The 26,936-nt window shown below is 69.1% G+C and carries 26 protein-coding genes; 19 read left to right on the top strand and 7 right to left on the bottom strand.

The features are described from left to right. Positions 1-12 precede the first annotated feature (12 nt). Complete coding sequence (locus IGS68_RS03150) at positions 13-2,619, bottom strand: glycosyltransferase (protein ID WP_201077255.1); 2,607 nt, start codon at positions 2,617-2,619, stop codon at positions 13-15. 375 nt (positions 2,620-2,994) lie between these two features. On the opposite strand from IGS68_RS03150, the gene IGS68_RS03155 reads away from it, so the two are divergent. Continuing rightward, positions 2,995-3,399, top strand: coding sequence for an HIT domain-containing protein (locus tag IGS68_RS03155; protein WP_201077257.1), 405 nt, complete (start codon positions 2,995-2,997; stop codon positions 3,397-3,399). 21 nt (positions 3,400-3,420) lie between these two features. On the opposite strand, the gene IGS68_RS03160 is transcribed toward IGS68_RS03155, so the two are convergent. After that, positions 3,421-4,812, bottom strand: a complete 1,392-nt coding sequence (locus IGS68_RS03160) for an NAD(P)/FAD-dependent oxidoreductase (protein ID WP_247881153.1) — start codon at positions 4,810-4,812, stop codon at positions 3,421-3,423. Between the two features lie 128 nt (positions 4,813-4,940). On the opposite strand from IGS68_RS03160, the gene IGS68_RS03165 reads away from it, so the two are divergent. The 4 genes from IGS68_RS03165 (at position 4,941) to IGS68_RS03180 (ending at position 8,917) form a co-directional block, all read left to right on the top strand. Then, on the top strand, positions 4,941-5,495 hold the full coding sequence (locus IGS68_RS03165; RefSeq protein ID WP_201077259.1) for a DUF1190 domain-containing protein: 555 nt from the start codon (positions 4,941-4,943) through the stop codon (positions 5,493-5,495). A 4-nt stretch (positions 5,496-5,499) separates the two neighbouring features. Beyond that, the gene (locus IGS68_RS03170; RefSeq protein WP_201077260.1) at positions 5,500-6,642 is read left to right on the top strand and encodes a glutathionylspermidine synthase family protein; all 1,143 of its coding nucleotides are present in this window, start codon (positions 5,500-5,502) and stop codon (positions 6,640-6,642) included. Between the two features lie 38 nt (positions 6,643-6,680). Further along, positions 6,681-7,709 (top strand): potassium channel family protein, encoded by a 1,029-nt coding sequence (locus IGS68_RS03175; protein WP_201077261.1) that lies wholly within the window; start codon positions 6,681-6,683, stop codon positions 7,707-7,709. Positions 7,710-7,792: 83 nt separating this feature from the next. Next, positions 7,793-8,917: a potassium channel family protein gene (locus IGS68_RS03180; RefSeq protein ID WP_201077262.1), complete on the top strand. Its 1,125-nt coding sequence runs from the start codon at positions 7,793-7,795 to the stop codon at positions 8,915-8,917. Here IGS68_RS03180 and IGS68_RS03185 read toward each other — a convergent pair. Continuing rightward, positions 8,905-10,869: a 4Fe-4S binding protein gene (locus tag IGS68_RS03185; RefSeq protein WP_247881154.1), complete on the bottom strand. Its 1,965-nt coding sequence runs from the start codon at positions 10,867-10,869 to the stop codon at positions 8,905-8,907. The two genes, IGS68_RS03180 and IGS68_RS03185, sit on opposite strands and share 13 nt — an antisense overlap. A gap of 149 nt (positions 10,870-11,018) precedes the next feature. Between IGS68_RS03185 and IGS68_RS03190 the strand changes: the two genes are divergently transcribed. The 10 genes from IGS68_RS03190 (at position 11,019) to IGS68_RS03235 (ending at position 20,252) form a co-directional block, all read left to right on the top strand. Next, positions 11,019-11,771: a biotin/lipoate--protein ligase family protein gene (locus IGS68_RS03190; protein WP_201077264.1), complete on the top strand. Its 753-nt coding sequence runs from the start codon at positions 11,019-11,021 to the stop codon at positions 11,769-11,771. Further along, positions 11,768-12,274 carry a DUF6505 family protein gene (locus IGS68_RS03195; protein ID WP_201077265.1) on the top strand — a complete coding sequence of 169 codons (507 nt, stop codon included), beginning with the start codon at positions 11,768-11,770 and terminating at the stop codon, positions 12,272-12,274. The genes IGS68_RS03190 and IGS68_RS03195 overlap by 4 nt, the downstream gene beginning before the upstream one ends. Position 12,275: 1 nt before the next feature. Next, entirely contained in the window at positions 12,276-13,301 is a 1,026-nt protein-coding gene (locus IGS68_RS03200; protein ID WP_201077266.1) for a DUF6352 family protein, read from the top strand. After that, positions 13,298-13,858 carry a DUF3305 domain-containing protein gene (locus IGS68_RS03205; protein WP_201077267.1) on the top strand — a complete coding sequence of 187 codons (561 nt, stop codon included), beginning with the start codon at positions 13,298-13,300 and terminating at the stop codon, positions 13,856-13,858. Before IGS68_RS03200 ends, IGS68_RS03205 begins: the two co-directional genes overlap by 4 nt. After that, entirely contained in the window at positions 13,848-14,480 is a 633-nt protein-coding gene (locus tag IGS68_RS03210) for a DUF3306 domain-containing protein (RefSeq protein WP_201077269.1), read from the top strand. The genes IGS68_RS03205 and IGS68_RS03210 overlap by 11 nt, the downstream gene beginning before the upstream one ends. 231 nt (positions 14,481-14,711) lie before the next feature. After that, positions 14,712-15,302, top strand: a complete 591-nt coding sequence (locus IGS68_RS03215; RefSeq protein WP_247881155.1) for a TorD/DmsD family molecular chaperone — start codon at positions 14,712-14,714, stop codon at positions 15,300-15,302. 126 nt (positions 15,303-15,428) lie between these two features. Next, positions 15,429-15,629 (top strand): hypothetical protein, encoded by a 201-nt coding sequence (locus tag IGS68_RS03220; protein ID WP_201077271.1) that lies wholly within the window; start codon positions 15,429-15,431, stop codon positions 15,627-15,629. 13 nt (positions 15,630-15,642) lie between these two features. Continuing rightward, the gene (locus IGS68_RS03225) at positions 15,643-18,552 is read left to right on the top strand and encodes a formate dehydrogenase subunit alpha (protein ID WP_201077273.1); all 2,910 of its coding nucleotides are present in this window, start codon (positions 15,643-15,645) and stop codon (positions 18,550-18,552) included. 27 nt (positions 18,553-18,579) lie between these two features. Continuing rightward, entirely contained in the window at positions 18,580-19,176 is a 597-nt protein-coding gene (gene fdh3B / locus IGS68_RS03230; RefSeq protein ID WP_201077275.1) for a formate dehydrogenase FDH3 subunit beta, read from the top strand. 20 nt (positions 19,177-19,196) lie between these two features. Beyond that, positions 19,197-20,252 (top strand): formate dehydrogenase subunit gamma, encoded by a 1,056-nt coding sequence (locus IGS68_RS03235; RefSeq protein ID WP_247881156.1) that lies wholly within the window; start codon positions 19,197-19,199, stop codon positions 20,250-20,252. Between the two features lie 74 nt (positions 20,253-20,326). Here the strand turns inward: IGS68_RS03235 and IGS68_RS03240 are convergent, their stop codons facing one another. Together IGS68_RS03240 and IGS68_RS03245 are read right to left on the bottom strand one after the other, a co-directional pair. After that, positions 20,327-21,934: a 5-guanidino-2-oxopentanoate decarboxylase gene (locus IGS68_RS03240; protein ID WP_201077279.1), complete on the bottom strand. Its 1,608-nt coding sequence runs from the start codon at positions 21,932-21,934 to the stop codon at positions 20,327-20,329. Beyond that, positions 21,931-22,455 carry a hypothetical protein gene (locus IGS68_RS03245; RefSeq protein ID WP_201077281.1) on the bottom strand — a complete coding sequence of 175 codons (525 nt, stop codon included), beginning with the start codon at positions 22,453-22,455 and terminating at the stop codon, positions 21,931-21,933. Before IGS68_RS03245 ends, IGS68_RS03240 begins: the two co-directional genes overlap by 4 nt. 195 nt (positions 22,456-22,650) lie before the next feature. Here IGS68_RS03245 and IGS68_RS03250 point away from each other — a divergent pair, with 195 nt between their 5' ends. Next, complete coding sequence (locus IGS68_RS03250; protein ID WP_201077283.1) at positions 22,651-23,628, top strand: HpcH/HpaI aldolase/citrate lyase family protein; 978 nt, start codon at positions 22,651-22,653, stop codon at positions 23,626-23,628. A gap of 57 nt (positions 23,629-23,685) precedes the next feature. Here the strand turns inward: IGS68_RS03250 and IGS68_RS03255 are convergent, their stop codons facing one another. Together IGS68_RS03255 and IGS68_RS03260 are read right to left on the bottom strand one after the other, a co-directional pair. Further along, a complete protein-coding gene (locus IGS68_RS03255) occupies positions 23,686-24,222 on the bottom strand; it encodes a GNAT family N-acetyltransferase (RefSeq protein ID WP_201077285.1) in 537 nt (178 codons plus the stop codon). After that, the gene (locus tag IGS68_RS03260; protein ID WP_201077287.1) at positions 24,219-24,500 is read right to left on the bottom strand and encodes a type II toxin-antitoxin system TacA family antitoxin; all 282 of its coding nucleotides are present in this window, start codon (positions 24,498-24,500) and stop codon (positions 24,219-24,221) included. The genes IGS68_RS03255 and IGS68_RS03260 overlap by 4 nt, the downstream gene beginning before the upstream one ends. A 173-nt stretch (positions 24,501-24,673) precedes the next feature. Between IGS68_RS03260 and IGS68_RS03265 the strand changes: the two genes are divergently transcribed. The 3 genes from IGS68_RS03265 to IGS68_RS03275 are packed head-to-tail and all read left to right on the top strand — an operon-like array spanning position 24,674 to position 26,734. Beyond that, complete coding sequence (locus IGS68_RS03265) at positions 24,674-25,630, top strand: acetyl-CoA carboxylase carboxyltransferase subunit alpha (protein WP_201077289.1); 957 nt, start codon at positions 24,674-24,676, stop codon at positions 25,628-25,630. Positions 25,631-25,646: 16 nt separating this feature from the next. After that, positions 25,647-26,156, top strand: coding sequence for an MAPEG family protein (locus IGS68_RS03270; RefSeq protein WP_201077291.1), 510 nt, complete (start codon positions 25,647-25,649; stop codon positions 26,154-26,156). Between the two features lie 53 nt (positions 26,157-26,209). Beyond that, the gene (locus tag IGS68_RS03275) at positions 26,210-26,734 is read left to right on the top strand and encodes an OsmC family protein (protein ID WP_201077293.1); all 525 of its coding nucleotides are present in this window, start codon (positions 26,210-26,212) and stop codon (positions 26,732-26,734) included. Positions 26,735-26,936 lie beyond the last annotated feature (202 nt).

The raw sequence follows: 26,936 nt of genomic DNA on the forward strand, positions 1-26,936 counted from the left end.
GAGAACCTTCCTTCAATCCCCCGCTTCGGCCTCGGCGACCTGCGGCGGGGCGTTGCGGCGGCGCAGGCGCAGCGCCGGCAGGACGTTGATCATCGACGTCGCCAGGGCCGCCAGGTAGGGCAGCGACTGCACGGCCAGCAGGCCGGCCCACAGGAAGGCGTCCCGGTTCTCGTGGCCGAACGCCGCCACGATCGCCGCCGCGGCCAGCCACAGGCCCAGCATCAGCCCGATCTCCTCCCGCGCGTGCAGCAGCCCCTGCACGATCGCCGGCTGGTTCTCGCACTTGGGCGTCCGGACGAACGGCCGGCCGGAGGTGAACATCCCCTGCCAGATCGCCCGCCCGACCGTATGGGTCAGCGCCATGCCCGCCACCGCGGCGCCGATCTTCTGCGGCCAGGTGCAGCGGACCCGCTCCTCGTAGAGCCACAGGCTGCACACGATCTTGAACCCGAACACCGACAGGGTCGGCACCATGAAGACGGTCGGCGGGAACTCGAAATATTTCGGGAAGGCCAGCAGCCCGAGCGACCAGAACACCGCGGCCGCGGCGAACGCCATGTGCGCCGCGTCGGCGAACCAGGGCAGCCAGCCGGTCAGGAAATGGTAGCGCTGGGCCGGCGTCAGGGTGCGGCTGCCCGGCATCATCTCCCGCCAGTGCCGCTTCAGGATCTGCACCGCGCCGTAGGCCCAGCGGAACCGCTGGGTCTTGTAGGCGGCGAAGCTGTCGGGCACGAGCCCCCGGCCGAAGCTGTCCGGCATGTAGACCGCCTCGTACCCGGCCTCGAACAGGCGCAATCCCAGCTCCGCGTCCTCGGTGATGCACCACTCGCCCCAGCGGCCGACCTCGACCAGGGCCGACTTGCGGATCAGCGTCATGGTGCCGTGCTGGATGATCGCGTTGCGCTCGTTGCGCTGGATCATGCCGATCTTGAAGAAGCCCTGGTATTCCCAGTTGCACATGGCCTGGAAGGTGTCGTGGCCCCAGTCGCGATAGTCCTGCGGCGACTGCACGAACCCGACCTCGGCGCGCTGGAAATAGGGCACGGTCGCCGACAGCCAGTCCGGCGCCACCTGGTAGTCGCTGTCGATCACCGCGACGATCTCGGCGTCGGGCGCCGTGTGGTCCAGCCCGAAGTTCAGGGCGCCCGCCTTGTAGCCCGGCCATTTCGGCAGGTGGAAGAAGCGGAAACGGTCGCCGAGCTGGTGGCAGAAGGCCTCGACCGGCCGCCACACGGCCTCGTCGCGCGTGTTGTTGTCGATGATCAGCACTTCGAAGTTCGGGTAGTCCAGCTTCGCCAGCGCGTTCAGCGTCTGCATGACCATGTGCGGCGGCTCGTTGTAGCAGGGCACGTGGATCGACACCTTGGGCGCGTCCGGACCGGGCGTTCCCCGGGCCGGCTCGAACCGGCGGCGCCACCGGTCCGTCCAGACCACCTCGGTCAGCTCCAGCCCGTCGAACAGCATCACCGCCAGCAGCACCACCTGGCAGGCGAGCAGCACCGCCCAGGCGATCTCGGTGGTCACCGCCATGCCGTACGACAGGGCCGAGGCGCCGGTCCAGACCAGGATCGAGGCGCTGGCCTGGATCAGTGCGGCGTAGAAGAACTGGCCGCTCGGCTTCAGGTCGGATCGGCGGAACACGAACCACAGGGTCGGCAGGAACGCCATGGCGAGCGCGACGGCGCACAGCACCGGCCAGTCCGGCACTTCCAGGATCCCGCCCGACAGCGGGAACTTGGGTTGCCGCATCGCGTCCCACATTCCCCAGTTGGCGCCGGCGGTGCCCTCCAGAGTCCGCTTCCACGGCTGGTCGAACGCCTCCATCACGTAATAGTCCAGCCGCTCGCGCGCGGCGACATTGAAGAAGGTGCGCAGGAACTTGGCCTGGTTGACCAGCGACGCCTCGGCGCCGCGCCGCCAGGGGCCGTCGCTGGGCCAGCCGATCTCGCCGATCAGGATGTGCTTGCCGGGATACTTCGCCTTCAGCTCGTCGTAGCGGAACAGGGCGTATTCGACGGCGCCCTCCGCCGGCACGCCTTCCCAGTAGGGCAGGATATGGACGGTGATGTAGTCCACGGCGGCGACCAGTTCGGGATGGTCCAGCCAGACGTGCCACGGCTCGGCCGTCGAGACCGGCACGTTGACCTGCCGCTTGACGCGCTCGATGTTGGCGATCTGCTCGGGCACCGTCACGTCGGTGCGAAGGATCGCCTCGTTGCCGACCAGCACGCGGCGGACATTGTCATGGTGACGGGTCAGGCGGACCAGGTTGGCGATCTCCGCCTCGTCCACTTCCGGTATGCCCTGGATCCAGGCGCCCTGGGTCACGGTCAGGCCGTGGCGGCGGGCCGCCTGGGGGATCAGGTCGGCGCCGTTGAGCGAGCTGTAGCTGCGCACGCTCTTGACGTGGCCCGACAGCGCCGAGATGTCGCGCTCGATGTCGGCGGGGCCGGGGTGGCGGCCCTCGATCGGGTTCTGGTCCACCTGATAGGGGCTGAGCGCCACGCCGTTGATCAGGCCGGCCCAGGGCCGCCCGTCCTCGGGCCGGTTGGCCACCGCCCAGGCGCCGAGATTGCCCAGCATGACGAGCATGAGTACGAGGATCGCTGATGTGCGCATGTGTCGCCGGCTTTCCGTTATTCTTCTTGCTCGCCGACACGTGGCGCGGCGCCGCCATAGGACAGGACCTGTGACCTATTGCACCAGAACGCACGAAACCCATGGCGCCGGAGCCCGGTCGGGACCCTGGTGCCGTCTACCGGAGAGGACTCTCCCTGCGGGAGTCGTCCCCGGCATTCCTCAACCATCGCGAAATGATAGATTCCACAACCCGCCCCGCGAGTGCGATGCGGCATTTTATCTGCTTAATGGCTAACTTAAGCTACAATGCTCCCCATAAGCCCGTAAACATGCCCCGTCGCCGATGCCATGGGACAAACATGGGCCGGCGCCCGTTATTCCGTTCGACGACGAGGGGGAAGGAAAGATCCGATCATGTTCAAGCTTCACGACAGGCTGGCCGCCGACACCGTGCTGGTGCATCCGCTGACCCTGTGCCAGCTGCTCTGCATGAACAACCGGGTCTGGCCCTGGCTGATCCTGGTGCCGGCGCGGCCCGACGTGACGGAGCTGCACCACCTGCCGCCCGGCGACCGCGCCGTCCTGATGGAGGAGATCGCCCAGGCGTCTGCGCTGCTCGACCGGATGTTCCGGCCGGACAAGCTGAACGTCGCCGGGATCGGCAACGTCGTGCCGCAATTGCATGTCCATGTGGTGGCGCGGCGGCGCGACGATCCCGCCTGGCCGAACCCGGTATGGGGCAGCGGCATCGCCGAACCCTACGACCCGGCCGACCTGAATTCCCTGGTGCTGCGCCTGCGCGACGCGCTGGGGACCTGACCGGCGGAAACGGCCGGGGCGTTACTCCGCGGCGCTCGTCCGCCGGTGGTTTTCCCGGATCGGGGCCTTTCGTTCCCCGGTGATCAGCCGGGCGCCCCGCTGATATGTGACGTAGGCGACCAGCCACTGCATCGTGACGAGCAGCCGGTTGCGGAAGCCGATCAGCAGGTAGACGTGGACGATCCCCCACAGCAGCCAGGCGGTGAAGCCCTTCAGCTTCGTCTTGCCGAAGTCGGCGACCGCCGAGTTGCGTCCGATGGTCGCCAGGTTGCCCCGGTTCTTGAACCTGAAGGGCGGCATCGGCGCGCCCCGGGTCAGGTGGGCGTTCAGGTTCCCGCCGACATGCTCGCCCTGCTGCTTGGCCACCTGCGCCAGACCGGGCAGCGGCTGGCCGTCGTCGTGCATCGCCAGGGCGGTGTCGCCCAGCACGAAGATGTCGGGATGCCCTGGGACGCCGAGGTCGTCCTCCACCTTGACGCGGCCGGCCTTGTCCGTCTCCACGCCCAGCCACGTCCCGGCGGGGGAGGCCCTGACGCCGGCGCCCCAGACGATGGTGCCGGCCGGCACGAACCGCCCGCCGACGGTGACTCCCTCGGCGATGACGTCCTCGACCGGCGTATCCACCATGACGGTGACGCCCAGTTGCGTCAGCGCCCGGTGGGCGTATTCGGACAGCTCGGGCGGGAACGCCGGAAGCACGCGGGGACCCGCCTCGACCAGGATCACGCGCGCCGTCTCGGGGTTGATGTTGCGGAAGTCGCGGGCCAGCGTGTGGCGCGACAGCTCGGCGATCGCCCCGGCCATCTCGACCCCGGTCGGGCCGGCGCCGACGATCACGGTGGTCATCAGGCTCTGCTGCTTGGCCGGGTCGGGGCAGATCTCCGCCTGCTCGAACGCCATCAGCACCCGGCCGCGGATCTGCCGGGCATCCTCGATCGTCTTCAGGCCGGTGGCGTACTTTTCCCACTCGTCGTGGCCGAAATAGCTGTGGGTCGACCCGGTCGCGACGATCAGCCGGTCGTAGGGAACGGCGGAGCCGTCGGCCAGCGCCACCTTCTTCGACTCCTTGTCGATCCCGACGACCTCGCCCAGCATCACCTCGATGTTGGGATGGTGGCTGACGATCCGGCGGATCGGCTCCGCGATGTCGGCCGGCGACAGGGCGGCGCTGGCGACCTGGTAGAGCAGCGGGACGAACAGGTGATAGTTGCGCCGGTCGATCAGGGTGACGTCGATGTCCTTCCCGCCCAGCTCGTTGGCGGCGGCCAGCCCCGCGAAGCCGGCCCCGATGATGACCACGTGCGGGCGTCCCGCCCGATGGCCGTCATGCCGGCCGGAGGGGGAGGCGGTCGGCAGGTCTGCGGCTTCCTTGGCGGCAGTCATCGCGTCGTCCTCGCGGCGTTCGGGAACCATGCCTTGTCAAATGGCCTCGGCGCCAAAGGGTTCCGAGTCGGCCGTCCGGGCGACCGCACTCCAATGGACACCTTGGCATCCGATCCCGGCGGGCCACCTTCTGAAGGCAGGAACACGAGGAGGACGGGATGAAGAGATCGCGAAGAATAAAGCTTACGATGCTCGGCGCCTCGGCCATCGTGCTGACCGCCTGCGAAGAACGCGTCGAAACGCAGGTCTACGAGACGGTCGAGCAATGCCTGGCGAACGTCGAGGAACATCCGGACGACTGCCGCCGCGACTTCGAAAGCGCCAGGGCGGCCCACGCCGAAGCCGCGCCGCGCTACGCGTCGCGGGCCGACTGCGAGGCCGAGTTCGGCGACGGCAGGTGCGAGGCGGGTCCCACCGGCCAGCAGGCCGAGGCCGGCCAGGGCGGATCCTTCTTCATGCCGGTCATGATGGGCTACATGCTGGGCAACGCCCTGGGCCGGACCGGCGTGGCGGCCCAGCCGCTCTACCGCCCGCTGGTCAACGGGACGCCGGGATCGTTCCGGACGCCGGGCAACGTCGATGTCGGGTCCTCCGTGGGGCGGACCAGCGTCCGGCCGGCGGCGGTCAACGCCCCCGTCGCCAATGCCGGGCAGGCGGTCAGCCGCGGCGGCTTCGGCGCCCGGGGTGCCGCCACGGGCACGGCGGGCGGCTGATCCCGTGGACCGGATCAGCCTCGCCCCCCGGCCCGACTGGCGGGACACGGCCGCCGAGGCCGGCTTCACCTTCCACTCCGAGAACGGCCCCTACTGGGACGAGACCGCGGCTTACCGCTTCACCCTGGCGCAGGTCGAGGAGATCGAGGAGGCCACCGGATCGCTGGAGGCCTTGTGCTACCAGGTCGTCGACCGGGCCGTCGGCGATCCGGCGGTGCTGGACCGCCTCGCCATACCGCGCGGGTTCCACGACCTGGTCCGGCGGAGCTGGACGGACCGGGAGCGCAACCTCTACGGCCGGTTCGATTTCAGCTATGACGGCGCGACACCGCCGAAGCTGCTCGAATACAATGCCGACACGCCGACTTCGCTCTACGAGGCCGCCGTGTTCCAGTGGGTCTGGCTGGAGCAGATGGTCGGCCGCGGCGCCCTGCCCGGGGGCTCGGACCAGTTCAACTCCCTCCACGAACGGCTGGTCGAGGCCTGGAAGGGCGTGGGCGTGGCCGGCGGCCGGCTGCACCTGGCCGGCGTGATGGACGCCGAGGAGGACCGGGTCACCGTGGCCTATCTCGCCGACTGCGCGCAGCAGGCCGGCTTCGCCGCGGAGATGATCGACGTCGCGGAGATCGGGGTGACCGCCGCGGGAGATTTCGTCGATCTGCGGGACCGCCCGATCACGACGCTGTTCAAGCTCTACCCCTGGGAATTCATGGTCCGGGAACAGTACGGCACCAGCCTGCTGCGCAGGACCACCCGGATCATCGAGCCGGCCTGGAAGATGGTGCTCTCCAACAAGGGCCTGCTGGCGCTGCTGTGGGAGATGTTCCCCGGCCATCCGAACCTGCTTCCCGCCTTCTTCGACGGGAGCGGACACGGCTTGGCGCAGCCCTACGTCCGCAAGCCGCTGCTGTCCCGCGAGGGCGCCAACGTCGAGATCGTCGGCCTGCTCGGCGCCGAGGGCGGACCCTACGGCGCCGAGGGTCACGTGGTCCAGCAATACGCCCCGCTGCCCCGCTTCGACGGGAACTACCCCGTGATCGGTTCCTGGGTGGTCGCCGGCCAGCCCGCCGGCATGGGCATCCGGGAGGACACCTCCCCCGTGACCCGCAACACCAGCCGCTTCATCCCGCATTTCATCCGGGACTGACGGCAGGCGATGGAAACGACGATGTCCGGCGGCCGGACATGAGCCTGGTTTTCGCCGTGGCCGGACTCGCGGTCATCGCATTGGCACTGAGCGACATTTTCGTGACGAGCCTGACGCTTCGGGGCGCCGGCCCGGTGACCAGGCGCCTGACCTCGACGCTGTGGCGGATCGCCAGAGCATTCTTTCTGAAGAACCGAGGGTTGCGCTCCTCCCTGGCGCTCGTCGGGCCGCTCATCGCCGCGGCGACCGTGATCAACTGGTTGCTTCTTCTCTGGATCGGCTGGACCCTCGTGTTCGTCGCCGGGACCGGCAACGTCCTGATCGACAGCACCGACGAGCCGGCGGACTGGCTGGGCAAAGCCTATTTCGTCGGCTACACGCTCTCGACGCTCGGGCTGGGGGACATACGGCCGGACGGTCCGGGATGGCGCCTTGCGACGGCGCTGGCTTCGATCAACGGCTTCCTGACCGTTTCGCTGGCGGCCACGTATCTGCTGCCGGTGGTCATGGCCGCAGCCCGGCAGCGTCAGCTGGCGGTCTACATCCACGGGCTCGGCGACACGCCGGCCGATGTCGTCCTGTCGGGATGGGACGGCAAGGGCTTCACGGCGCTCGAGCAGCATCTAGCGGCGCTGGCCCCGATGGTCATGGAAGTCGGCCATCAGCATCTCGTCTATCCCGTGCTTTACGCGTTCCATAACACCAGGCGGGAAGCTGCGTTCGACATGAAGATCGCGGTGCTGGACGAGGCGCTTCACCTGCTTCATTTCGGCGTGGCACCGGATGTCCGGCCGGTGACCGCCGCCACGCGGCCGCTCGAGGTCGGCATCACGTCACTGCTGGAAAGGATGCGGGACGCGGCGATCGAGGCAACTTCCGAGCCGCCCGTCCTGCCGGACCTGGAGCGGCTGCGCCGGCACGGAATCCCGGTCGTCGGCATGGACGAGTTCCGCCGTTCGATGGGAACCCGCGCGCCGCGCAGATGCCAGATGCAAGCGGTCGTCCTGGATGCCGGCTGGTCATGGGACGACGTGGGTCCCGAAAGGGAGCGCGACGCCCGGCGATAGCTCTTGGATCGGGCCGGAATTCGCGCCGCCCGGGCGATGCGGTCAAGGCTGGAAATCCGGGATGCGCGGGACATCTGGAACCCATGATGAACCTGTTCACCCGGCTGCGCCGGAAACGCAGGGCCGACCTGACGACCTTGATTCCGAACACGAGTCCGATCCGGGCTTTCAGGCGCATGCTGATCCGGCTGATGGCGCTCATCCTTCTGCACGTGATCGCCATGATGGCGTTCGAAGGTTTGACTCCCTTCGAGGCGCTCTGGCTCACCATGACGACCATGACCACGGTGGGCTACGGCGATTACAGCGCCGAGACCTTGCCCGGGCGTCTCTCGACCATGATCCTCGTGTTCGCCGGCGGCATCTGGATCGCCTTCCAGACGGCCGCCACGTATTTCGACCACCGTACGGAACGGCGGGAGCGCATGCGATGCGGCCGCTGGAGATGGAACATGAGCGACCATATCCTGATACTCAACGCTCCGGCCGAGAATGCCTTGGCCTACCTCACCAGGCTGGTATGCGAGCTTCGCGACAGCCGACGCTTCCGGGAGCGGGTCGTCCAGATCGTGACGCCCTGTTTCGGGGCGGGCCTGCCCGAGCCGATCCACAGGCTCGGCGTAATCCACTATGCCGGCGACCCGTGGGGGGCCGAGGCGCTCGCGGCCTCGAACGCCGCCGAGGCCGACACGATCATCATCCTGGCGGAGAGCGACAGCGATCCCGGGTCGGACAGCCGCACGCTGGACATGGTTGACCGGCTGCGCGGGATCGGCGCGCGCGGCCGGATCCTGGCCGAATGCGTCGACGATGCCAACCGAACGAGGATGCGCCGGTTCGGAGCCGATCTGGTCGTGAGGCCCCTACGCGGATATCCCGAAATGATCGTCCGCGCCCTCGCCGCTCCGGGGACGGAGGCTATCCTCGAAGATCTGTTCACCAGCCGGGGCGACGAGTGCTGGCGTTATGACATCGATGTCGCGGACTGGTGCTGGGCCGACCTGGTGGCGCTCCTGGTCAGGCGGGACATCGGCGTGCCGATCGCCTTTCGGCGCGCCGAGGACCAAAAGGTCGTGATCAACCCGCCGCCGGACGTCACCCTGGACGCGGACAAGCTGTATGTCCTCGTTCGGACGGACAATGCCCGCCCGGACGAGGAGATCGCCTCCCTGCTGCGTGCCGCGCGCCCGCCCGGTCAGGCCTTGTAGTCCTCCGTCGTGATGGTCGGCGGGCGCTCGGGGCCGGCATAGGGGTCGAGCGCGGTTTCCGTCTGGGCGATCACCCGGCAGTCGCCGCACATGTAGATGCGGTCTATCAAGGCCTTGTTGCCGAACATCCAGTGCTTGCCGGCCAGCTTCTCGGCGATCCGGTCGATCGACGCCTTGGTGCCGAACGCGGTGCCGCAGCGGATGCAGTGGCAGGGCTCCTCCTGCTTGACCATCACGGGGGACCGCGCCGCGTCGGTGAAGTCGATCCGCGGGTTCAGCCGGATCACCTTCTCGGGGCAGGTGTTCCGGCACAGCCCGCACTGGACGCAGGCATCCTCGGTGAAGCTCAGCATCGGCCGGTCCGCGTTGTCCGACAGGGCGCCGGTCGGGCAGGCGGAGACGCAGGCGAGGCAGAGCGTGCAGCCCTCCACGTCGATGTCGAGGGTGCCGAACGGCGCCCCCGCCGCCAGCGGCAGGACCGGCACCGGTTCCGGGGCGACGGCGTGGAGCTTGCGCAGCGCCAGCCGCGACAGGCCCTTCTTGTCGCCCAGCGCCAGGAAGTTCTCGGGCTCCGCCCCGGGCCGCCGCGCCATGCCGTACAGCTCGGCGGTGAGCAGGTCGGGATCGTCGGCCTCGATCAGCCCGACCCGGCCGGAGCCGAAGCCCAGGCCGGACAGCACCGTCTCCGCCAGGCCCAGGTTGCGGGCCAGCGGCAGCAGGTCCTCGCGCGGGCGGGCGGAGACCAGCACCCGCAGCTCGGCGGCACCGTAGGCGAAGCTCGCCGCCAGCGCCTCGATGCCGAGCTGGGTGACCGAATTGACCGCGAAGGGGATCACCCGCGCCGGCAGGCCGGCGCCGAAGCGGGCCGCCAAGTCGATCAGCGGGTCGCCGTGGTCGCCGTCATGGACCAGCACGACCGCGTCGCGCCCGCCCGCGCGGTGATATGTCAGCAGCAGGGTGCGCAGCCGTTCCAGGAGCGGCTCCGGCGCGGGCAGGGCGTATGTCGCGGCCCCGGTCGGGCAGACCGCCGCGCAGGAGCCGCAGCCGGCGCAGACATAGGGGTCGATCGCCACGTGCTCGCCGGCCGGCGCGATGGCCCCGGTCGGGCAGACCTCCAGGCAGCGGGTGCAGCCGGTCTTGCGCGAGCGGGAATGGGCGCACAGCTCCGCCCGGTAGTTCACGTAGCGCGGCTTGTCGAACTCGCCCACCAGGTCGGCGGCCTTGAACACCGCCTTCTGGACCTCCGCCGGGCTGCCGGGATCGGGCCTCAGGTAGCCGTCGCGCTTGCCGTGGGCCGGGAACAGCGGCGTGCCGCCGGTCAGGTCGATGATGATGTCGCAGGTGGACTTGGCGCCCCGCCGCGCCGGGCCGAACGCCAGCGCCTGGCGCGACGACGGCAGCGGGACCGCGTAGTCGTCCACCTCGATCTCGAATGCGCCGAGATGCCCCGTCGCCCGCGTGATGGTGCCCTTCAGGATCGGGAATTCGGCGGTGCGCGGCGGGATCACGCCGCCCGGCCGGGTCAGCAGCACCGTGATGTCCAGCCGGTCCGACAGCTGCCGGGCGACCTCGATCGCCTGCTCGTCGCGGCCGTAGATCAGGGCGACGCCTTCCGACTTCAGCTCGACCGATCCGGCGGGGGGCAGGTCGAGCGCCGCCTCGGCGATCAGCGCCGCGATCTTCGGGTGGGCGTCGGCGGCCTCGTCCGACCAGCCGGCGCGCTCGCGGATATTGAAGAACCCGACCCGCGCGTCGGGCCGGGCGTCCTCGCGCCGCTCGTCGAACAGGGGCGCTTCCTGGGTGCAGGCGACCAGCACGGGGCCGGAAGCCTCGTCCAGCGCCGCGGTGAAGCGGTCCAGCTCGGCGCGGCACAGCTGGGTGGCGACGTGGGATGCCGCGCCGGGGGTTGCCGCGCCGCACGCCCTGGCCAGTTTCTCGCCGTCCAGGGGCATCGTGCCCTCGCAATTGCATACGAGGACGGTGCGGCCGTTTACGTCCATCGGGCCGGTCACGCGATCAAAGGAGAGAGGTTTCATTGCGATCCTAGGGGAATGCCCCGATATTTGCGATAGCTTGCCATCTTCATGAGAGTGCCGCCTTGGTGTCCGATATTATCTCAAACTCCGCACCGGATCCCGAGCTTCCTCCGATTTATCATTCGGTAACCATACAACGGGGCAGCGCCTTCGCCCGTGCCCTGGCGGACGCCGCGGCGGGGGCGGAGGCCGGCACGCTGGTCTGGACCCGGCGGGAGGACCGGCTGGACGCCGCCGTCGTGCTGGAGCCGAACGAGCCGCTGGCGCGCTCGCTGCCGGTCTCCTACGTGGCGCTGCTCGGCCTGGGCGACGCGCTGGGCGCCCTGGGGCCGCCCAACATCCCGGTCACCTTCGGCTGGCCCGACCGGATCGAGGTGAACGGCGCCACGGTCGGCGGCGTCCGCCTGGCCGCCGCGGAGACCCGAAGCGCGGAGGCCATTCCCGACTGGCTGGTACTGGGTATCTCGATCCAGGTCCATGGTTTTCCCGACGACAGCCCCGGCCTGCACCCGGACCGCACCGCCCTCCACGAGGAGGGGTTCGGCGAGGTCGAGGCGCTGCCGTTGCTGGAGAGCTTCAGCAGGCACTTCCTTGCCTGGATGAACAGTTGGCAGGAGGATGGGTTCGATCAAGTGCGGCAGGCCTGGTTGAGCCGCGCCACCGGCTTCGACGACGTGATCTCGCTGGAGGTGGACGGCGTCCGCCTGTCCGGCGGCTTCAGCGGCCTCGACGACTCCGGCGGGCTGCTGCTGGGGCGGGAGGACGGCATCCGCCGCGTGGCGCTGGACCGGGTCCTGCGGGAACCGACATGGTCATGACCCGGTTGCCGCGGACCATCCGGCTCGACGCCTCGGACGCGGCGATCTTCGAGCGCGCGGCCGAACCGGGCGAATGGGCGGTGCCCGGCGCCTTCATGTTCGTCCATGCCGATCCGGCCGCGCTGAAGGGCAAGGCCCGGCAGGCCTTCGCCAACGGCTTCCTGGGAACGTCCAGCTTCGGCTGGTCCACCCTGGTGGCGGTGGGCGAGGCGGGCGAGTCCGAGACGGCGGTCGTGGTCGAGGCGCTGGCCGACCGCTTCGTCGCGGAGTTCGGGGCGCCCGACAGGGCATCCGCCCTGGCCGCCGCGCGGGAGGAGGTGGAGTTCGCCGCCGGGCTGTGCGGGCACCCGGTCAACACGCTGCTGGCGGTCAGCCGGGAGTTCGGACCCGACGGCGACATCCGGGAGAGCTTCCGGGTGATCGAGCCCAGGGCGGAGAAACACCATGCGCCGATCTGGACCATCGTTCCGGACGGCACACCGGATCAGGAAGAGGGAAACTGACTTGACCGCCGATTTCTGGCTGAGTTCCGGCCATCACCTGCTCGACCGCACGCCCGAGGGCCGGCTGGAGGTCACCGACGACTTCCTGCGGGCATATCTCGCACGGCCGGAGATCCGCCCGGTGGAGGAATCCTGCGCCGCCGAGCTGGCGCTGCACCGTTCCCTGATCGCCGATCCCCGGGCGGAGGTGCCGCCCGAGCGGCTGGCTGCCCTGGGCGATCCCGACGCGCGCGAGAACTACGAGGTATGGCTGGGCTTCCGCGACACCCTCGCCGCGCATTCCACCCTGGAGGAGGGCTACCTGGCCCTGGTCCGCAGCGGCACCGGGCGGGTGCCCGCGCTGTTCATCGACCAGCTCGTCCACCTGATCCTGCGCACCATGCTGGACGGCTGCGCGGACCCGACGCGGGTGCGGGCGGCCGAGCTGCTGTTCCGGCCGCAGCGGGTCAACATCCAGGACGGCGCGGTCCTGGTGGCCGACGAGGAGACCGTGGACCAGCGCACCCGCGACGGCGGCTTCGGCTCGCTCGGCCGCCTGCTGTCGGAGAACGGCACCGCCGTGCGCGGCGTCGACCTCGACGTCATGACCGAGGCCAACGCCGGCCTCTACTGGGAGCGCAGCGACCGCTTCGACATGGTGCTTGAGGTGGGTTTCCCGAAGCCCGGACTGGACGCCCTGTGCCGCGTGCTGGAGCAGTGGGTCCGCCACATGCTGGGCGTCGGCGTGCGCATCCACCCGGTCCAGCGGATCCGGGACGAGCGCTGGGTCTGGCATGTCGGCCTGGACGGGGAGGCGACCGCGATCATGAACGCGCTGTACGGCGGGGAGGAGGTGGACGAGGCGGACATGGCCCGCGTGCTGGCCCTGTTCCGGCTGGAGTTCGACGATCCCGCCGCCATGCTGCCCCGCGTCGCCGGCCGGCCGGTCTACATGGCGATGGCGATGACCGGCGACCGCAAGCTCCGCCTGAAGCCGCAGAACCTGCTGGTCAATCTCCCGCTGGCCGAAGGAGGGCGGAGACCATGAGCACCGGGACGGAGTCCGGAACCCCCCTGCCGAGCGACCGGATGACGGTCGGTGTGGTCGTGGAGCACCGAAGGATCGACCATCCCTGGCAGTCCCACCGCTGGCAGCCGGTCGCCGTGCTGCCCGGCGCGCCGGCGGCGCCCGCCTGGACCGTCCTCGGCCAGGGGGAGGGATGGGTGCGCTACCTGGCCGGCACGGCCGAGCTCGCCCTTTATCCCGGCGAGACCGAAACCTACGTCTACAACCTGGAAAGCCCCGAGCCCGCGATCTACGTCGTGCTGCGCAAGAGCGACGACGAGCGCGGCGTCAGGCTGCTCGGCGCCACGGTCGACCCCGGCGAGGCCCATGCCCACGCCGACACCGGCGACGACCTGGTGGAAGCCCTGCCGCTGCCCGGCATCGTCCGCGACTGGATGGCGGCGTTCGTCGCGGTCCACCATGTCCCGCGCACGAAGTGGAAGCGCAAGCGCGACCGCGTCGATCCCGAGGCCATGGCGATCCGGGTGCCGGGGCAGGGGCGCTTCGAAAGCTCGGAAGAGGACGACGATGACGAGTGATCGCGACGAAGGCTTCCTCGGCCGCTGGGCGCGGCTGAAGAAGCGGTCGGCGGTGCCGGAGGCCGAGCCGGCCCCCGAATCCGTGCCGGCGGAGAACGCCGTCCAGCCGGCCGCGCCGGAGGAGCCGTTCGATCCGGCGTCGCTGCCCGCCCTCGACACCCTGGACCAGGCCAGCGACTACACCGCCTTCCTGAAGCCCGGCGTCCCGCGCGAGCTGCGGACCCTGGCGCTCCGGCGCGCCTGGGTGACCGACCCGGCGATCACCGGCTACAAGACGCTGGCCGACTACGATTGGGACTTCAACGCGCCGGGCTACGGCGCGCTGAGGGTGACCGACGATGTCGCCGACCTGGCGCGGCGCGCCTTCGGCCTGCTCGACCCGGAGGAGAAGCCCGCTTCCGAACCGCAGCCTGAAGACCCGAAGTCCGGGCCGGAGGCCGCCCCGGACATCGCCCCGGAGCGCCGACCGGAACCCGAACCGGAAGCGAACCCCGTCCTGATCGCCGAGGCCGCGCCCGAACCGCAGCCGATGCCCGCGTCGGTGCCCGAGCCCCCGCCGGTGCCGGAGCCTGAACCCTCGCCGTCCCGTCGGCGCCGCCATGGCGGCGCCGTCCCGACCTGAGCCGGCGTCGAAGCCCCGGCAGGGCGTCGGCGCCGCCCTGCCGGATCGGGGTCCACCCCTTCCTTCAGCACTATTGCCGAACCTTCACAATTTTTATACATTTAGCGCAGTCTCGAAAGGATGAGGCGGGGCAACTTTCGTTGCGTCGCGGTATATTCGTTCGGGAAGCGGGCGGAAAGATTTTTTAATCTTTTCTCCTCAATATGACTGGTAACTGACTCTGGTGATGACTTGAGCGCTGACATCGACGAAGGTGACCTGCTGCGGGCGCAGTGCTACGGCCTGCTCGCCCAACTTCTGGTCCGCCCTCCGGCGCAGGACCTCCTGACGCGCGTGGCGGCGCTCCGGGGGGACGACACGGCCTTCGGCAAGGCCCTGTCCCGGCTGGCCTCGGCCGCCGCCGAAAGCGATGCGGTCACCGCCGAGCGGGAGTATTTCGCGCTCTTCATCGGCGTCGCGCGGGGTGAACTGGTGCCCTATGCCTCCTACTACCTGACGGGCTTCCTCAACGAGAAGCCGCTGGCCCGCCTGCGAGCCGACATGCAGGGCTTCGGCATCGCACGCCGGGCCGACATGTCGGAGCCGGAGGACCATATCGCCTCCATCTGCGAGATGATGGCCGGCCTGATCCTGGGCAGCTTCGGCGCGCCGGCCGATCTGGCCACCCAGCGCCGCTTCCACGACCGGCACATCGCTCCCTGGGCCGCCCGCTTCTTCGAGGACGTGGAGAAGGCCCGGTCGGCGGTGCTATACCGGCCCGTGGGGGAGGTCGGGCGGCTCTTCGTCGCGATCGAGGCCGAAGCCTTCAGCATGTCCGCCTGATTTTTTCGAAGTACAGGCCGATCAAGTCAAAGTACCGGTCAGATGCAGCCAGTTAGTCACAAATAAAAAGAAAATGATGGGCAGTTGAAGCATGACGCTGAACATTCGACACGAAGGAGCACGGGGATGAGCGCCAAGGGCAAGGCGGATGGATTGGAACGCCGCGAGTTCCTGCGGGTGATGGGAGTGGGCGCCGCCGGTGCCGCCGCCGCTCCGCTCCTCGCCGCCGGGACGGCCGAAGCCGCGGAAACGCCGGAGCAGCGCGTCAAGCAGCGCTACCGCGAGACCGACCACGTCAAGAAATACTACGAAACCAATCGGTTCTGACGGGAGCCACGCCATGTTGGTCAAGAGAGGTTCAGCGAAGGCGCCGGGTCCGCAGTCGGCCGGAACGCGCCGGTCCGGCATCCTGTCGGCAGCGGCGGCGTCGGCGCAGGCGCCGGTCGACCGCCGCACCTTCCTCAAGCGCTCCGGCCTGGCGGCCGGCGGGCTCGCGGCGGCGGGCACCCTGACGTTCGGCACGGTCCGCAGGGCCGAGGCCGGCCCGACCACGCCGGGCGTCGAGATCGTCCGCAAGAAGAGCATCTGCACCCACTGCTCGGTCGGCTGCTCGGTCACCGCCGAGGTGCAGAACGGCGTCTGGGTCGGCCAGGAGCCGGCCTGGGACAGCCCCATCAACAACGGCACCCACTGCGCCAAGGGCGCCTCGGTGCGCGAGCTGGTCCACGGCGACCGCCGCCTGAAATACCCGATGAAGCTGGAGAACGGGGAGTGGAAGCGCCTCTCCTGGACCCAGGCGATCGACGAGATCGGGGCCAGGCTGCTGGAGATCCGCGAGAAGTCGGGGCCGGAATCGGTGTTCTGGCTGGGCTCGGCCAAGTTCTCCAACGAGGGCGCCTACCTGTTCCGCAAGATGGCGGCGTTCTGGGGCACCAACACGGTCGACCACCAGGCGCGCATCTGCCACAGCACCACGGTCGCGGGCGTCGCGAACACGTGGGGCTACGGCGCCATGACCAACAGCTACAACGACATCCACAACGCCAAGGCGATCCTGATCATCGGCGGCAACCCGGCGGAGGCCCATCCCGTGTCGCTGCAGCACGTGCTGCGCGGGAAGGAGGTCAACCGGGCCCACATGATCGTGGTCGATCCGCGCTTCACGCGCACGGCGGCCCACGCGACCGAATATGTGCGGCTGCGCCCCGGCACGGATATCCCGCTGGTCTGGGGCATGCTCTGGCACATCTTCGAGAACGGCTGGGAGGACAAGGACTACATCGCCAAGCGCGTCTTCGGCATGGACAAGATCCGCGCCGAGGTCGCGAAGTGGGACCCGGCGGAGGTCGAGCGCGTCACCGGCGTGCCCGGCGCGCAGGTCCGCAAGGTCGCCGAGATCATGGCGAAGAACCGGCCGTCCACGCTGATCTGGTGCATGGGCGTGACCCAGCACACCGTCGGCACCGCCAACGTCCGCGCGCTCAGCATCCTCCAGCTGGCATTGGGCAACATCGGCGTCGAGGGGGGAGGGGCCAACATCTTCCGCGGCCACTGCAACGTGCAGGGCGCCACCGACTTCGGCCTCGACGTCACCTCGCTGCCGGCCTATTACGGCCTGACCGAAGGCGCCTGGAAGCACTGGTGCCGGGTCTGGGGCGTCGATTACGAGTGGATGAAGGGCCGCTTCGTCTCCCAGAAGTTCATGGAAACGAAGGGCATCCCGACCACCCGCTGGTTCGACGCCGTGCTGGCCAAGCCGGACGAGATCGAGCAGCCCGCGCCCGTCAAGGCCATGATGGTGTTCGGCCACGGCGGCAACACCGTGACCCGCATGCCGGAGATGCGGAAAGGGCTTGAGGCGCTGGACCTGCTGGTCGTCGCCGATCCGCACCCGACCACCTTCGCCTCCGTCAGCGGACGCAAGGACGGGACATACCTGCTGCCGATCTGCACCCAGTTCGAGGCCGAGGGCTCGCGCACCGCGTCCAACCGCTCGATCCAGTGGGGCGACCGCGTCGTCGATCCGATCTTCGAGTCGAAGAACGACTACGACGTGATGTACGCGCTGGCGGCCCGGCTCGGCTTCGCCGACGAGATGTTCAAGCGCATCAAGGTCGTCAACGGCGTGCCCGACCCGGAGGACATCCTGCGGGAGATCAACTCCGGCTCGCTGTCGACGGGTTATTCCGGCCAGTCGCCGGAGCGTCTGAAGCTCCATATGCAGCACCAGGCCGACTTCGACCGGACCACGCTGAAGGCGTCGTCCGGCCCGTGCGCCGGCGAGTATTACGGCCTGCCCTGGCCGTGCTGGGGCACACCGGAGATGAAGCACCCCGGCACCCACGTCCTGTACGACACCTCCAAGCACGTGCTGGAGGGCGGCGGCACCTTCCGCGCCCGCTTCGGGGTGGAGAAGGACGGCGCCACCCTGCTGGCCGAGGGCTCCTGGTCCAAGGGGTCGGAGATCGAGGACGGCTATCCCGAGTTCACCTACGGGATGCTGAAGAAGCTGGGCTGGGACGCCGACCTGGCCGACGCGGAGCGGGCGACCATCGAGAAGATCGGTGGCGCCAACCCCGACGGGGTGAGCTGGGCGACCGACCTGTCCTGCGGCATCATCCGGGTGGCGCTGAAGCATGGCTGCTCGCCGTTCGGCAATGCCAAGGCCCGGGCGGTCGCCTGGAACCTGCCGGACCCCGTGCCGGTCCACCGCGAGCCGATCTACACCTCCCGGCGCGACCTGGTCGAGAAATACCCGACCCTGGACGACCGCCGCGACTTCCGCCTGGCCCACCTGGGCAAGACGGTGCAGGCCCGCGACGTCACCAAGGACTTCCCGATCATCCTGACCTCCGGCCGCCTGGTCGAGTACGAGGGCGGCGGCGAGGAGACCCGGTCCAACAAGTGGCTGGCCGAGCTTCAGCAGGAGATGTTCGTCGAGGTCAATACCCAGGACGCGGCGCGTCTGGGCGTCAAGGACGGCGCCATGGTCTGGGTCCACGGTCCGGAAGGCAACGGCAAGGCCAAGGTCAAGGCGCTGGTCACCGACCGCGTCGGCCCGGGAGTCGCCTTCATGCCCTTCCACTTCGCGGGCTTCTGGGACGGCGAGAGCCAGCGCGGGGCCTATCCGCCGGGGACCGACCCGATCGTGCTCGGCCACTCGGTGAATGCGCTGACGACCTACGGGTACGACCCGGTCACCTACATGCAGGAGACCAAATGTACCCTGTGTCGGATTGTTGCGGCTTGAGCGCGGCGTAAGGCGGGGATCAAGACAATGGCAAGAATGAAATTCCTGTGCGACGCCGAACGCTGCATCGAATGCAACGCCTGCGTCACGGCCTGCAAGAACGAGCACGAGGTGCCCTGGGGCATCAACCGCCGGCGCGTCGTCACCCTCAACGACGGCAAGCCGGGCGAGCGGTCGATCTCCATGGCCTGCATGCACTGCACCGACGCGCCCTGCATGGCGGTGTGCCCGGTGGACTGCTTCTACAAGACCGCCGACGGCGTGGTTCTGCACTCCAAGGACCTGTGCATCGGCTGCGGCTACTGCTTCTACGCATGCCCGTTCGGCGCGCCCCAGTACCCGCAGGTCGGCAACTTCGGCAGCCGCGGCAAGATGGACAAGTGCACCTTCTGCGCCGGCGGGCCGGAGGACGACGTCACCCCGGTGGAGTACCGGAAGTACGGCTCCAACCGCCTGGCCGAGGGCAAGCTGCCGCTCTGCGCCGAGATGTGCTCGACCAAGGCGCTGCTGGCCGGCGACGGCGACATCATCGCCGACATCTACAAGGAACGCGTCGTCCGGCGCGGTTACGGCTCCGGTGCCTGGGGCTGGTCGACCGCGTACAAGGACAAGGCGAGCGCCTAGGACCGGCTGGAGGAATGATCATGTCCATGATGACTCTCGGGTTCGGGCGCGCCCTGCGCCTTGCCGCGCTGACGCTCCTGCTGCTGGTTCCGGCGGCCGGGGCGGGCGCCCAAACGACGGCCAATCAAACCGCGGCACCGATCCCGCCGGGGCCGAACGCCCTGACCGGCCCCGACATCAGCAACGAGCAGCTGCTGTTCCAGCAACTCCAGGGTGGCTTCCAGGGCCGCGTCAGCATCCCGGACCGGAAGTCGGCCACGCTGATCCAGCCGGAAGGCCGCGAGTGGCGGGAGTTCCGCCAGGGCGCGCTGAAGACCGTCGCGGCGGTGCTGCTGCTGGGCAGCCTCGCCGGGCTGGTGGTCTTCTACATGGTCCGAGGCAAGATCCGGATCGACGCCGGGCCGTCCCGCTTCCGGGTGCAGCGGTTCAACGGGTTCGAGCGGTTCGCTCACTGGATCACGGCCGTCAGCTTCCTGGTGCTGGCGCTGACCGGCCTCAACCTGGTGTTCGGCCGCTACATCCTGATCCCGCTGCTGGGGCCGGAGGCGTTCACCACCCTCACCATCTACGGCAAGCTGGCGCATAACTTCCTCAGCTTCCCGTTCGTCCTCGGCATCGTCCTGATGCTGCTGGTCTGGGTCCGCCACAACATCCCGGACCGCACCGACATCGCCTGGATCAAGGCGGCCGGGGGCCTGTTCGCCAAGGGCAAGCACCCCGCGGCGAAGAAGTTCAACGCCGGCCAGAAGGTGATCTTCTGGATGGTGGTGGCGGGCGGCGGCGTGGTGGCGGCCAGCGGCTACGTGCTGCTGTTCCCGTTCTACGTCACCGACGTGGCCGGCATGCAGCTCGCCCATCTGGTCCACGCCGTGCTGTCGGTGCTGCTGATCGCCGGCATCATCGGCCACATCTATATCGGCTCGGTCGGCATGGAAGGCGCCTTCGACGCCATGGGCAGCGGCCAGGTGGACGTCAACTGGGCGCGGGAGCACCACAGCCTCTGGCTGGAGGAGGAAGCCCGCAAGGGCCGCGCGCCGCAGGCCCCCGCCGTCGGTCACCGAGCGCCGGCGGAGTAACGCCGACATCCCTGGGAGGGTGCGCGTCCCGCGCACCACGGGCGGCGGGACGCCGCCCCTCCGAGGAGGGTCGATCAGGCGGCGAACCGGTCCTGCCTCACCTCGATCAGGGTCGGTCCCCGCCGCTTGAAAGCCTCCTTCAGGGCTGCCGCCAGCATCGCCGGATCTTCCGCGCGGAGGCTGGGGCAGCCCATCGCCTTCGCCAGCATGTGGTGGTCGGGGTTCCTCAGGGTGACGCCGATCTCCGGGATGCCGCGCTGGATCATGCCGTCGCGGATCTGGCCATAGCCGTCGTTGTTCCACATCACGACCGCCAGCGGCATGTCGAGCTCGACCGCCGTCATCAGGTCCTGCACCGTGAACATCAACCCGCCGTCCCCGATCAGGCAGACCACGTCGCGGTCCGGCATCGCCAGCTTGGCCCCGATCGAGGCCGGCAGGGCGAAGCCCAGGGTGCCGTATCCGTGCGGGTGGTGCCACGTCCGGGGCAGGTCGGCCGGCCACAGGCTGTTGCCGGCATAGGCGATCTGGGTCATGTCGGTCATGACGATGCCGTCGGCCGGCAGGCCCGCCCGGATCGCCGACAGCACTTCCCGATGCAGCCGGCGCAGGGGCGGCAGGTCGGCGGTGGCGGCGGCCCGCGCGGCGCCGATCGCGGCGTGCTGGCGGGCCGGGTTCGGCGTCGCCAGGCGGTCCACCAGGTCGCACAGGATGGAACCCGCGTCGCCCAGCAAGGCTACGTCCGGCGCCGTGTCGCGGGTCAGCGCGGCCGGGTCGATGTCGATCCGGATCAGCGTCCCGCCGAACTTCGGCACGCCGCTCCAGAAATCCGTCTCCGCCAGCTCGGAGCCGGCGACCACCACCGCGTCGGCGCGCTCGATGAATTCCACGATGGCCGGATGGTCGCAGGACGAACCCAGGTTCAGCGGATGGCCGTCCGGCAGGACCCCCTTGGCGGCGCCGGTCAGCAGGACCGCGGCCCCGACGCCCTCCGCGAACTCGCGGACCGCCTTGGGGCAGTCGCGGGCACCGCCCCCGACGATCATGGCGGGCCGCTCCGCCATGGCGATCAGGTCCGCGGCGCGGACCAGGGCGGAATCGCACGCCGCGGGGCGGCCGATGACGGCGCGGGCATCCGTGCGGAAGTCGGCGGGTGCAGCGAGCACGTCCAGCGGGATCTCGATATGGACCGGGCGGGGACGGGCGGACTGGAACACGCCGAAGGCGCGGGCCATCACCTCCGGCAACTCGCCCGCGTCCATTACGGTATGGCTGAAGGCGCACAGCGGGGCGATCGCCGCCTGCTGGCTGCGAAGCTCGTGCAGCCGCCCGCGGCCCATGCCCAGGTCGCGCCGGTCGTTGACGCTGCTCAGCACCAGCATGGGGATGCTGTCCGAGTAGGCCTGCGCGATCGGCGTCGCGGCGTTGGTCAGGCCGGGTCCCGTCGTCAGAAGGCAGGCGGCAGGTCGGCCCGACGCCCGGGCATAGCCGTCGGCCATGAAGCCGGCGCCCTGCTCGTGCCGCGGCGTGACGTGGCGGATGCGGCTGTTGGGCAATCCCCGGTAGAGCTCCAGCGTGTGGACCCCCGGTATGCCGAACACCGTGTCGATGCCGTAGGATTCGAGCAGGCGTATCGCCGATTCGCCGCATGTCGCTTTGCCGCCTGGCGCCCTGGAGGTCACGAAGTCACCTGCGCTTCCGGTTCCGTTTTCCCTGTCCGGGCAGCGTAGGCAGGCGCCCGGGCGCTGGCAAGCATCGTGAACAGGCGGCCGGCGTCGGCCCTGGCGATCGGCGGGATCGGCGCGGACCAGCCGGGCAGGGCGAACAGCGGCCGGTCCGGCTCGACCCGGATGCCGTCCTGGGAAAAGACGTCGCGCCCGCCCGCCCGCTCGTGCCGCCAGCCGCCGGCCGCCTCGCACAGCGGCGGAAGCACGATGGTCCGCAGCGCCTCGGCGTAGTCGAGGCCCGGCCCCGACCGGAGCTGAAGCCCGATGAACAGCCCGGCCGCGGCGAGGACGGGAGCGGCGGACCAGAGCAGCGGATGCCCGATCCAGGCGGCGAGGCCAAGCCAGCCCACGCAGAGGGCTCCGAACGCCAGGGCGCGCCGCCGCAGGCGGACATGGTGAAGACGCCGGGCATCCTCCAGCGGCATCAGGTGCGGCGCGATGCGCGCGGCGAACATGTCGTCGAAATCGCTTGGCATGGTACTTTCCGCCATTATGGTGCGGCTGCGAAGAAACGTAGTATCCATCGGCAGCGTGCCCGGCGGAATATCGACGCCTTTCGGATCGCACGCCATACCTGCCGCTTTCCGGATCGGGAAGGCGGCTTCGATACCGCGACGGCGCGGCGACCCGGTCGCCCGACGGCGCGGCGACACCGTGATGGGGGAACAGCAATGAGCTTCAAGATCGTCGAACAGGCTCCGGCCCGACTCAACCGCAGCGAACTGGCGGTTCCCGGGAGCAGCCCGAAGCTGTTCGAGAAGGCCGCCAGGTCGGCAGCCGACGTCATCTTCCTGGACCTGGAGGATGCCGTGGCGCCGGACGACAAGCCGCAGGCCCGCAAGAACATCGTCGAGGCGATCAACGACATCGATTGGGGCGACAAGACCCTGTCGGTCCGCATCAACGGCCTCGACACCCATTACATGTACCGCGACGTGGTCGAAGTGCTGGAGCAGTGCGGCGACCGGCTCGATCTGATCATGATCCCCAAGGTCGGCACCGCCGCCGACGTCTACGCGGTCGACATGCTGGTCACCCAGATCGAGGCCGCCAAGGGCCGCCGGAAGCGGATCGGCTTCGAGCTGATCATCGAGACCGCGCTCGGCATGGCGAACATCGACGAGATCGCGACCGCCTCCAGTCGCAACGAGAGCCTGCATTTCGGCGTCGCCGACTATGCCGCCTCGACCAAGGCGCAGACCACCGGCATCGGCGGCCCCAACCCGTCCTACGGCGTGCTGACCGACAAGGACGGCGACAAGCCGCGCGACTATCACTGGGGCGACATGTGGCACTATGCCACCGCGCGCATGGTGGTCGCGGCCCGCGCCGCCGGCCTGCGCCCGGTCGACGGCCCGTTCGGCGACTTCTCCGATGCCGACGGCTACAAGGCCCAGGGCCGGCGCGCCGCCGTGCTCGGCTGCGAGGGCAAGTGGGCGATCCACCCCTCCCAGATCGGTCTGGCCAACGAGGTGTTCAGCCCGTCCGAGGCCGAGATCACCAAGGCCAAGCGCATCCTGGAAGCGATGGAGCAGGCCCAGAAGGAAGGCCGGGGCGCCGTGGCCCTGGACGGCCGCCTGATCGACATCGCCTCGATCCGGCAGGCGGAGGTGATGGTCAAGAAGGCCGAGCAGATCGCCGGCTCGTAAGCGCATGCCGGCGGCGCCCATCCGGGTGCCGCCGGCACGCAGCTCCCGGCGAAATCTTCAGCCCTCGGGTCCCGGATTGTTCGAGGGCGGGAGAGCGAGGAACATCCGCCGTTCCGGTCCCAGCAGGGATCGAAAGCCGAACGCCTCGTAGAAACGACGGGCCGCGTCATCGATGGGATCGACGGCTATGACCGTCATGGCCACGGTCTGCGCGGCCAGCATGGTCTTCTTCACCGCATCGGCGAGCAACAGGCTGCCGAGACCCCGCCGTGCGGCGGTTCGATCGACGGCCAGCCGTCCGACCAGGGCTGCGGGGACGGGATACCTTGGCAGGCGTTTCGTCACGTCGGACGGTAGATCGCCGGCCGCTATGGTCGCCGCGCTCAAGGTATAATAGCCGAGAATGCGGTCCGGATGCTCGGCGGACACCGCCACGAAGACGCGCGCCGTGACCCGCCGCATGTCCTGCGATGCTTGCTGCCGGATGTAGCGGTCCAGCGGATCCACGCCGCAGGCGAAGGCCCCGCGGTCGTGACCCTGTCCCAGCGCTTCGATTCGCAATGATCCTGCCGGCCAGGGGGCGACCGGGTTCACGGGCGAAGAATCCGCCCATGCTCGGCAAGCGCACGCCGCAGCCGCTCGTTCGGATCGGGGGGATCGAGCAGCAAGTTCTGGAAGCGCGCCCATTCTTCGGCGGTAAGGGCGATCATCTCGTGCTCACGCACGACGGTTTCCGCTTTCTGCAAGGCCACGTCGATGACGAAATCCGTCAACGTCTTGTCAAGATAAGCGGCGGCGCGCTCCAATTTCTGCTTGGATTGGGGACTGAGACGCAGACTGACGCGATCCTGGCGCTGGGCGACGCGTGGCATGAAGGCTTCTCCGAAAAGTGCCGCTGGAGAAATGTACGCCTATTAGGCGCACGTGGCAAGGATCATCCACTTGGTAGCGAACTAACCTTTCTGCGTCCTATTAGCGCTGGCTAGCCTTTGGGGCGTGTGGTAGGGAACCCGGTCATTTTCCCAGCCCGTCGTGAAATACCTTCATGCAGACCTTTCTTGAATTTGAAAAGCCGATCGCGGAACTCGAAGGCAAGATCGAGGAGCTGCGGCACCTGACCGATACCGGCGACATCAACATCGCCGAGGAAGTCTCCAAGCTCCAGTCCAAGGTCGACAAGCTGCTGCGCCAGACCTACGCCAAGCTCGCGCCGGCGCAGAAGGTCCAGGTTGCACGCCACCCCAACCGGCCGCACTGCATGGACTATATCGACGGCTTGGTGGAGGACTTCACGCCGCTCGCGGGCGACCGCGGCTTCGCCGAGGACCGCGCCGTCATCGGCGGCATCGGGCGGTTCCGGGGCCGTTCCGTCATGGTGATCGGCCAGGAGAAGGGCCACGATACCGAAAGCCGCGTCCGGCACAATTTCGGCATGGCGAAGCCCGAAGGCTACCGCAAGGCGATCCGCCTGATGGAGCTTGCCGACCGCTTCAAGCTGCCGGTCATCACCCTGGTCGATACCGCGGGGGCCTATCCCGGCGTCGGCGCCGAGGAGCGGGGCCAGGCCGAGGCCATCGCCAAGTCGATCGACACCTGCCTGAGGCTGAAGGTGCCGATGGTCGCCACGGTGATCGGCGAGGGCGGCTCCGGCGGGGCCATCGCGCTGGCCGCCGCCGACCGGGTCATGATGCTTGAGCACGCAATCTATTCGGTCATCTCGCCGGAAGGCTGCGCCTCGATCCTGTGGCGGACCAACACGGCGGCGGCGGAAGCCGCGGCGGCGCTCAGGCTGACCGCCCAGGACCTGAAGGACCTCGGCGTGATCGACCGCGTGATCGCGGAGCCGATCGGCGGCGCCCACCGCGACCGGGACGAGATCATGACCGCCGTCGGCAACGCCATAGAGGACTGCCTGGACGAGCTCCGCGGCCTGGACGGCGGCGCCCTGCGCCTGAAGCGGCGCGACAAGTTCCTGGAAATGGGCCAGAAGGGCCTCTCCTGACGCGATGCCCGGGCTGGTGCTCGACCGTCGCCACCTGATCTCGGTAGCCGGGGTCGTCTTCGGGACGGCTCTGGCCTGGGGCGGCCTCGCGCTCTTCCGGCCCGGACCCGCGGCCGGCCCCGCCCCTGCGGCCGACGGGTTGGCCATTGCCGCCGGCTTGCTGGTCTGGCCGGCGCTCCTGCTGCTCCTGATGGTTCTCACGGTCGCCCTGGCCCGGTTCGCCACCGCCGCGTTCGATCCTCTGAAGGACCCGGAAAGCCGGTTCCAGCGGCGCGCCCAGCGGGCCCTGTCCAACTCGGTCGAGCAAACCGCGATCTTCGTGCCGGCGATGCTTTCCGCCGCGGCGCTGGCCGCTCCCGGCGATATCCGCCTCGCCGGCGTCGTGACCGGACTCTTCTGCGTGTCCCGCCTGTTGTTCTGGGTCGGATACCTGATCCATCCCTATCTGCGGGCACCGGGAATGATCATGACGCTCAACGTCAATGCCGCTATCGTCGGCTATGCGCTCTATCAGGTCCTGGGATAAGCGGGACCCCGCAGGCAAGGCGAACATAAGCAACGAACCGGAGGAAACGTCCCATGGATGCCGAAACCCTCAAGGCCGTCCAGGCACCCTTGAAGCAGCGGTACCGCGACGCGCCGGACAGCGCCGTCATCACCCTGAAGGCCGAAGGCACCGTCGGAGCCGAGGGCGTGACCTGCAAGGTCGATACCGGTCGGGCGCTGGTCGAGGCTGGTCTTCATCCCGCCGCGGGCGGCGACGGTATCGCGGCCTGCTCGGGCGACATGCTGCTGGAGGCGCTGGTCGCCTGCGCGGGCGTGACCCTGCGGGCGGTCGCCACCGCGCTGAACATCGATCTGCGCGGCGGCACGGTGCGGGCCGAAGGCGACCTGGACATGCGCGGCACCCTCGGCGTTTCGAAGGAGGCGCCGGTGGGCTTCCGCTCCATCCGCATGACCTTCGACCTGGATACCGACGCGGACGACGAAAAGCTCGCCAGCCTGCTCAAGCTGACGGAGCGGTATTGCGTGATCTACCAGACGCTGCGCAATCCGCCCGCCGCCGAAGCCAGGATCGTCCGGAGCAGCGGCGGCCAGAACTGATCCGCGGCCGTCCGGCAAGGGTTCCGCCCGTTCAATCACGGGGGCTTTCCCGGCAGAACTCTGCTTCCCTTTATCGTCATGACCGGGCTTGACCCACGGCTGTCCGGCACGATGATTGCTGATCAACCTCAAGCTGATGCTCAGGATATTTCATCTTCCCTTTATCGTCATGCCCGGACTTGATCCGGGCATCTCCAGCCAC

The sequence above is a fragment of the Skermanella sp. TT6 genome (assembly GCF_016653635.2).
Lineage (GTDB): Bacteria > Pseudomonadota > Alphaproteobacteria > Azospirillales > Azospirillaceae > Skermanella > Skermanella cutis.